The sequence below is a fragment of the Vibrio sp. 779(2023) genome (assembly GCF_033344285.1).
In the GTDB taxonomy this organism is placed as follows: Bacteria; Pseudomonadota; Gammaproteobacteria; order Enterobacterales; family Vibrionaceae; genus Vibrio; species Vibrio alginolyticus.
Genome location: NZ_JAWPOM010000102.1, coordinates 472 through 1,395, shown reverse-complemented (window position 1 = coordinate 1,395; position 924 = coordinate 472). Strand labels below are relative to the sequence as shown.

Sequence of the window (924 nt, the reverse complement as noted above, 5' to 3'; positions counted from 1 at the left end):
TTTCAAACGTAGTAAAACGTTCACTACAGGCTAAACACTGGCGGCGGCGACGGACTTGATGACCATCCGCAACCAATCGGGAATCAATTACTTTTGTATCGTTCTCTGAACAAAAAGGACAATGCATATCACCTCCAAATAACGTGCCATTGGGGCCGTCCCAAAAGCCAGACTAGTGTAGCGGAATTGATATGTGAGAGAAAACAAAAAGGGGCACTAGTGCCCCTTTTTCAATCAATATCGAGTCGAATCTGTTAACTGCGTGCTAAGTAGTTCGCTTTGCCGACCCATTTGTAGCTTGTTAATTCTTCCAAACCCATCGGGCCACGTGCATGTAGCTTTTGAGTTGAGACGGCCACTTCAGCCCCCAAGCCAAACTGAGCACCGTCAGTAAAGCGCGTTGCCGCATTCACATAAACTGCAGCCGAGCCCACCGAATTGATGAACAACTCTGAGTTAATCAAGCTGTTGGTCATGATTGCATCTGAGTGACTCGCATTGTGAACTCGCATGTGATCAATCGCATCTTTCACGTCAGCGACAACTTTTACACCTAACGTGTAGCTTAGCCATTCGGTATCAAAATCACCTTCTGCGGCATCGCGAATTTGCGTAGCTTGAGCCATTAGCGCTTTCGCTTTTGGTTCTGCTACAAACGTCACTTTGTCACTCATTCGCTCGACAATCATTGGCAAGAATTTCGCCGCTACTTTCTCGTGAACAAGCAGTGTGTCTAGCGAGTTACATGCCGAAGGACGTTGAACTTTCGAGTTTTCAACCACGTTTAGAGATTTCTCTAGGTCTGCGGATTCATCAACAAAAATGTGACTGATACCAAAACCGCCGATGATCACTGGAATTGTGCTGTTCTCTTTACACATTTTGTGCAGACCAGCTCCACCACGTGGGATGATCATATCAACG

1 protein-coding gene and 1 pseudogene are annotated in these 924 nt (G+C 46.3%); both read right to left on the bottom strand.

The window, feature by feature from the left end; genetic code table 11:
* Positions 1–127 (bottom strand): annotated as a pseudogene (locus R8O70_RS25255) (transcriptional regulator NrdR); the annotation flags it as partial.
* Between the two features lie 127 nt (positions 128–254).
* The coding region (locus R8O70_RS25250; protein ID WP_318184466.1) for a glutamate-5-semialdehyde dehydrogenase at positions 255–924 on the bottom strand (670 nt) is incomplete at its 5' end.